Origin of the sequence: Paenarthrobacter sp. NPDC058040, from assembly GCF_042885775.1 — a bacterium.
Lineage (GTDB): Bacteria > Actinomycetota > Actinomycetes > Actinomycetales > Micrococcaceae > Arthrobacter.
This window is the reverse complement of the sequence record NZ_JBHVRN010000025.1, coordinates 34,140-40,602: the sequence shown is the minus strand read 5'-3', so window position 1 is coordinate 40,602 and position 6,463 is coordinate 34,140. Positions and strand designations below refer to the sequence as shown.

The 6,463-nt window shown below is 64.1% G+C and carries 6 protein-coding genes and 1 rRNA gene; all 7 read left to right on the top strand.

From position 1 onward, the window contains the following. Positions 1-85: ribosomal RNA gene (gene rrf / locus ACFVSJ_RS23795) — 5S ribosomal RNA — on the top strand; the annotation flags it as partial. 189 nt (positions 86-274) lie between these two features. Continuing rightward, a complete protein-coding gene (locus ACFVSJ_RS23790) occupies positions 275-769 on the top strand; it encodes an SRPBCC domain-containing protein (protein WP_387439586.1) in 495 nt (164 codons plus the stop codon). Between the two features lie 13 nt (positions 770-782). Beyond that, complete coding sequence (locus ACFVSJ_RS23785) at positions 783-1,334, top strand: GNAT family N-acetyltransferase (RefSeq protein WP_387439585.1); 552 nt, start codon at positions 783-785, stop codon at positions 1,332-1,334. 92 nt (positions 1,335-1,426) lie between these two features. Beyond that, on the top strand, positions 1,427-2,872 hold the full coding sequence (locus tag ACFVSJ_RS23780) for an FAD-binding oxidoreductase (protein ID WP_387439587.1): 1,446 nt from the start codon (positions 1,427-1,429) through the stop codon (positions 2,870-2,872). 133 nt (positions 2,873-3,005) lie between these two features. Continuing rightward, entirely contained in the window at positions 3,006-4,289 is a 1,284-nt protein-coding gene (locus ACFVSJ_RS23775) for an MFS transporter (RefSeq protein ID WP_387439584.1), read from the top strand. Between the two features lie 57 nt (positions 4,290-4,346). Beyond that, positions 4,347-4,817 carry a pyridoxamine 5'-phosphate oxidase family protein gene (locus ACFVSJ_RS23770; RefSeq protein ID WP_387439583.1) on the top strand — a complete coding sequence of 157 codons (471 nt, stop codon included), beginning with the start codon at positions 4,347-4,349 and terminating at the stop codon, positions 4,815-4,817. 208 nt (positions 4,818-5,025) lie between these two features. After that, a complete protein-coding gene (locus ACFVSJ_RS23765; RefSeq protein WP_387439582.1) occupies positions 5,026-6,462 on the top strand; it encodes a DUF222 domain-containing protein in 1,437 nt (478 codons plus the stop codon). Position 6,463 lies beyond the last annotated feature (1 nt).

Sequence of the window (6,463 nt, the reverse complement as noted above, 5' to 3'; positions counted from 1 at the left end):
TCCCATTCCGAACCCGGAAGCTAAGACCCACAGCGCCGATGGTACTGCACCCGGGAGGGTGTGGGAGAGTAGGACACCGCCGGACAACCATTAACGGGAGCCCCGACCACGACGGTCGGGGCTCCCGCCATTTAACACCACAAACCACACCAAACGTCGGCCAACGCACCGTTGCGAGGCCTGCACAACGCCCCAAAACCACGACATAGAACGCAGTACAGGCCCCACAAACAACCATTGGGACAGCCTGGCGGCGCGGGTAAAGTTGATGACCATGGACAGTCTTTTCAGCCACCCTGAACCCGACAGTGGAGAGTCGCAGGCGGGGGCGGACCAGCTCGAACCTTTGGTCTTTACCGTTGTTGTACCCACCACCATCCAGCATGCGTTCATGGGTTTCACGGACCACCCGCATCTTTGGTGGCCCCTGGAGGAGCACAGCGTCTACGGCGCAGGCTCCCACGTGGAATTCGAAGAGAACCTGATCCTGGAAACGTCTCAGGACGGCGAGACGTCGGTCTGGGGCACCATTGACGATTGGCAGCCACCGCTGTCCTTCCACGCCAGCTGGTACCCCGCAAGCACGCCGCTGTGGTCCACGGAGTTGAGGGTCGCCTTCAGGGCAGTCGAAGAGGGCACGGAGGTGCGCCTGGTGCATGACGGATGGGAAGGCGCCAAGGAGCCTGAGGCAACACGGGCCTCATATGCTGAAGGTTGGCCCGGGGTGCTTGGGAACTATTCACGGTTCATGGGCGGAGCCGTTGCCTAGCATCAGGCGTCTGGTGCCCGAAGACTGGCCCCTGCTCAAAGCCGTGCGCCTGGAGATGCTGGCTGACACTCCCATGGCCTACGTAGAGAGTCTGCAGGCTGCGCGCAGGCAAACCGACGCGCAGTGGCATGAACGTGCCTCGGCGATGTCAGCGGATGACAGCGTCACGCTCATTGCGGATGAGGGCGGACGAGGCAGCAGGATCCGGGCCCTGATGCGGGTGGTGGTCAAGCATCCGCAGGATCCCGGCCGAGCACTGCAGGCCATGCTGATCAGCGTCTATGTTGCACCGGAGTACAGGGGACTGGGTCTGGCTGACCAGCTTTTGCGCGAAGCGTGCCAAGCAGCACTTGGCGACCTGGGTGCTGCGTGGTTGGAGCTTGGTGTCCACCAGGACAATCGCCGAGCACTCGCCTTCTACAAACGCCACGGTTTTGAGCTGACAGGGGAAAGCAAACCCTACCCCCTGGACGTCACCAAGCAAGAACTCTTCATGGAGCGGCAACTTCCTCCGACGCACGTGGGCGTCTCCGAATCGGCGATGGACGCGGTCAGCACTGATTAGACTGGTGAGCACTGAAAACACTGCGAAGACTGCCGATTTGGCAAGTCCGCGGTGCTCATGTGTGGAGGAATCCCTTGTCGGATGAAACGGTCATGGCCGGAACAACCAAGGAAAGCATCGAAGACCGCACGATCGGTCAGTACCAGGATCTTTCCCAGGCCAGGCAAAACCAATCGTTCCTGAACGAACTGAAAGCGAACCTTCAGACCGGCCAGGTGGCCGAGGACGAAGAAACCCGCGCCGTCTATTCGGCGGACCAAGGGCCGCTATTGGAGCGGCACCTGCCTCTCGCCGTCGTCTGGGCCGAATCTGTGGACGACGTCCAGAACATCGTGCGCGCATGCGCCGCCCACAAGGTTCCCATCGTCGCCCGCGGTGCCGGCACCGGCGTTTCCGGTGGTGCACACGCAACACAGGGGTGCATCGTGCTGAGTCTCGAACGGATGAATCGCATCCTCGCCGTGAACGCGGACGACGAAACCGCCGTCGTCGAACCTGGCGTCATCAACGCCGAGCTGAACGCTGCTGCCGCCGAACACGGCCTCATGTACGCTCCGGATCCCGCGAGCTACAAGATGTCCACCATCGGAGGCAACGTGGCCACCAATGCCGGTGGGCTGCGGTGCGCTAAATACGGCGTGACCCGGGATTCCGTCCTCGCTTTGGATGTGGTGCTGGCGGACGGTTCGCTGCTCCACACCGGGCACCAGACGTTCAAGGGCGTGGCGGGTTACGACCTGACGGCGTTGCTGGTAGGTTCCGAGGGGACCTTGGGGATTGTGGTTGGCGTGACCGTGCGGCTCAAATACCTGCCCCGCGAGATCCACACCATTGCCGCGTTCTATAAGGACTTCCGCAGCGCTGCCGCAGGCGTGCTTGCTGTGGGCAAAGCCCGTGTGCAGCCGGCCATCATGGAGCTCCTCGATAACGGCACCCTGGTCCAACTGGACGAACTCAACGGCTCTGACCTGCAGACCAGGGGCAAGTCCCTGCTGCTGATCCAGACCGACGGTTTCGGCGCAGCGGCTGAAGCCGCCGTCGTTCGCCAGGTGCTGTCCGACGGCGGCGCAACAGTCACCATGGAGGCCAGCGAGGAAGCCGAGATGCTGGTGGAGCTGCGGCGCAACAGCCGGGGCGTGGAAGTGGACGACGAGTTCCGGGTTGGCGAGGACATTGCGGTGCCTCGTTCCAGGTTGGTGGACTTCGTGGCCCAGCTCGAAGCCATGGCCGATCGCCACCAGGTCCGCCTCAAGGTGGTGGCACACGCTGGCGACGGCAACCTGCACCCCACCTTCTGGCTGGACCGGGTGGACCCTGCCACCGACGCTGACGCCTTGGTCCGGCTCAACGCCGCATTGGACGAGTCCATCCGCGTGGGGCTGGAGATGGGTGGAACCATCACCGGCGAGCATGGCGTTGGGCAGTACAAGCTGCGCTGGCTCGGCTTGGAACAGCCTGAGCCTGTGAGGGAGCTGCAGCGGCGGATCAAGGAGCTGTTCGACCCGTCCGGCATTCTGAACCCCGGGAAAGCCATTTAGCCCACTTTGGTATTCCAAGCAGGCCGATAGCATCCAAGCGCCGCAATCCTGATCGCGATTTACATTGATCGCCTCTACCCATATCCTATCTTGGTATACCAAAGTAAATTGAGAGTGGGTGTTGGGCGCAATGGTGCGGTCTTCGAATGCGGCGCGGACGGGCGCCTGGTTGGTGCTGCTCGCGCTGGTGGTGGTGTCCGTGAATCTTCGGCCCACCATCACCACCGTGGCTGGCGTCATGAATCAGGTCAACGGTGCTTTCGGGCTGGATCCATCGCTCCTTCCGCTGCTGGGTACCCTGCCTGTCCTGGCTTTTGGTGTCTCCGGGCCGATCGCCCCTTGGCTTGCCAGGAAGGTAGGCGCCGCTCCTGCCATCGGCCTCGCGTTGATGGTGTTGGCGGGTGCCTTGGTGCTTCGCGTCGTGCTTCCCGCTCTTCTGCTTCCCGGAACCTTCCTGGCCGGCACAGCCATCATGACGGCGAGCGTTTTGGTCCCGCAGATCGTCAAGGCAAACCACGGCACCGGGTGGTGGACTGGGCTGTGCACCATGGGCTTCGGACTTGGCGCGGCGCTCGGGGCCGGGCTGGTCCAGCCGTTGGAGCAGGCCTTTGGCGGCAGCCTCGCGTGGGCCCTTGCCGTCTGGGCGCTGCCGGCCGTCGCTGGCGCGATCCTCATCCTTGGCACACGCCGTACGACGGCGGCGGGCGCCGGGGTGCCGGACCTCGCCACCGCGGCACGGAGCTGGGCGGCAGGCGGCGGCGCACCGGCGTCGGACGCTACCGGAAAGGTGACCCCGCTACGGAAGCAGCGCACTGCCTGGGCGGTGACGGCGTTCTTCGGGCTGCAGGCCATGCTCTATTTCGCCATCACCTCCTGGTTGGCCGTGTACCTGATGTCCAAGGGGCTCTCACCCGCCGACGCTGCCGCCCTTCTTGCCTGGTTCAGCTTGGCCGGCCTTCCCGCGAGCCTTTTGGCCCCTGTCCTTGCCTCGCGCCCGAGGGTCCTTCGCGTCCTGGCTCCGGGCCTGGGAATCTCCGTGGCGGTGGCCCTGATCGGCGTGTTGCTGGCACCGGCTGCCCTGCAGTTCCCCATGGTTGGAGTGCTGGGTGTGGTCCAGAGCGCTGGGTTTGGGCTGGGGATGGCACTCGTGGTGATTCGTTCTGCGGGACCCCAATCGGCCGGAAAACTTTCTGCCATGAGCCAGGGTTTTGGATTCGCGCTGGCGTCCCTTGGTCCACTGGCGGCCGGTCTGTTGCACACCTGGACCGGACGATGGGAAGCCACGTTCCTTGCATTGGCGGCCGAGGCGTTGGTTCTCGCGGGTGCGGGATTCTTCGCCATCCGCGGTCCTGTGGCAAGCATCGAAAGCGTTGAACCCTCGGCGGAAACCCACACCAAACCCGAGTTGGTCCGCTGATTTTGAGCTGTCGATGCGCCCTGGTCGGCGCGTCCGGTCCGGCGTATCCTCGGCGTTATGACGAACTCAGCGCCCGGTAGCGGCACGGAAATTCTGCAGGCCAATGAATGCTGGGAACTCCTCCGCGGGGTATCCGTGGGCCGCTTGGCGGTCTGGGTGGACGACCACCCGGATATCTTCCCCGTGAACTACAAGGTGGATCACGGAACGCTGGTATTCCGCACGGGGGAGGGCACCAAACTCCACGCGGCACTCAGCGATACGCCCGTTGCCATCGAAGCAGATGGCGTCGACGCGGACACTGGCATCGCGTGGAGCGTGGTGGCCAAAGGGCAGGCAACGGCCGTGAAACTCACCCAGGACGTGCTGGATACCATTGGTCTCCTGCTCTTTCCATGGGAGGCCGGCCAAAAGGACCAGTTCATCCGGATCACGCCCAATACGGTGTCCGGACGCCGCTTCAAGGTCGCGCCGCCGTTGACGTGGTGGACGCCCTTGGACGGCGCTCCCACCGCAAGCCCTGAGTAGGGCACGTAGGCCGCGAAACAACGATCCGCTGGACGCGACCGCCGCCTTCGCCGCCAGCTGTCTGCCGGGGCGCTAACCTGCTGCGAAACGTTCCTCTGGCTCTCGGGCCAACGTTTGTGGAGGAGGGGTGGTTGGGCGCTTTGGGGGTGTTTCCACATAGGGTTTCGTGGGGCTGCTGCTGCCGGGTGTGGGCTGGAAGAGTGGTGTCATGGACGGGATTTCGGGGCAGCAGGGTGGTGGCGGTGGTGGCGCCGCGGGTGGTTCTGTCCTGCCTGTTCGGCAAGAGGGGCCCTTGATTCGGGAGTTGATTGCCGCTGTTGGTGTGCTCGATCCGGCTGGTGATAGTGCTGGGTTGGTTGATCAGTTGCGTGGTTTGGAGGATTTGAAGTCGGCGGTGGCGGCGGTGCAGGCAAGGGTGGCTGTGGCGTTTGATCTTGCGCAGCGTCGTGAGCAGGCTGCTGCTGGTGTGCCGGACTCTGAGCGGGGGAAGGGTGTGGCGGCGCAGGTGGCGTTGGCGCGTCGGGAGTCGCCGAGCAAGGGTTCGCGGTTGCTGGGGTTGGCGAAGGCCCTGGTGACGGAGATGCCGCGGACGTTGGCGGCGTTGGAATCGGGTTTGTTGAATGAGTGGCGTGCGACCTTGTTCGTGAAGGAGACGGCGTGCTTGTCGGTGGAGGACCGGTGTGCGGTGGATGAGGAGTTGGCTGCGGATACGGGCACGTTTGAGGGCAAGGGTGATAGGGCGATTGTTGCGGCGGTGAAGGCGGCGGCGTATCGGCGGGATCCGCGGTCGGTGACGCGGCGGGCCGCGTACGCGGTGAATGAGCGGAACGTGGGTTTGCGTCCGGCGCCGGACACCATGACATACCTGACAGCGTTGCTGCCCGTGGCGCAGGGTGTGGCTGTTTATGCGGCGTTGACCCGGGCGGCGGGTACCGCCCGGTCCGAAGGTGATGCCCGGTCCAAGGGGCAGGTGATGGCGGATACGTTGGTGGAGCGGGTCACGGGCACCCCGGGTGGGATCGCTGGGGTGCATGTGGAGCTGGTGATGACCGACCGGGCCCTGTTGCAGGGTGATTCGGAACCGGCGAGGTTGAAGGGTTACGGGATTGTCCCGGCGGGCTGGGCGAGGGAGCTGGTCAAGCGCGAGCCGCCCAGCCTGACAGGCAATGACCACGCGCACTTCGACGTCTGGATACGAAGACTTTTTACAGCTCCGGGCACTGGCGAGTTGTTGGCCATGGATTCGCGGGCGAGGTTGTTCCCGAAGGGTTTGCGCAGGTTTATCGAGACCCGTGATGAGACGTGCCGTACCCCGTTTTGTGATGCGCCGATCCGGCACTACGACCATGTGATCGCGTGGCATGCGGGTGGGCAGACCAGCGCGGATAACGGTGCCGGGCTGTGTGAGGCGTGCAACCACACCAAAGAGAACCCCGGCTGGAACGTCAGGCAAGAGAGCCCCGCTCTGGAAGTCACAACCCCCACCGGTCACCGCTACCAATCCACCGCACCATCACTCCCCGGCAACGGAAACATATCGATAGGGAACCAGGACTGGTCGCCGGCAGACGCGAGCACCCGACCACCATCCAGGTCGAGGAAACGAAACCGCTCACGAAACCCGGTGCCGGCGACAGTCCCCTAGG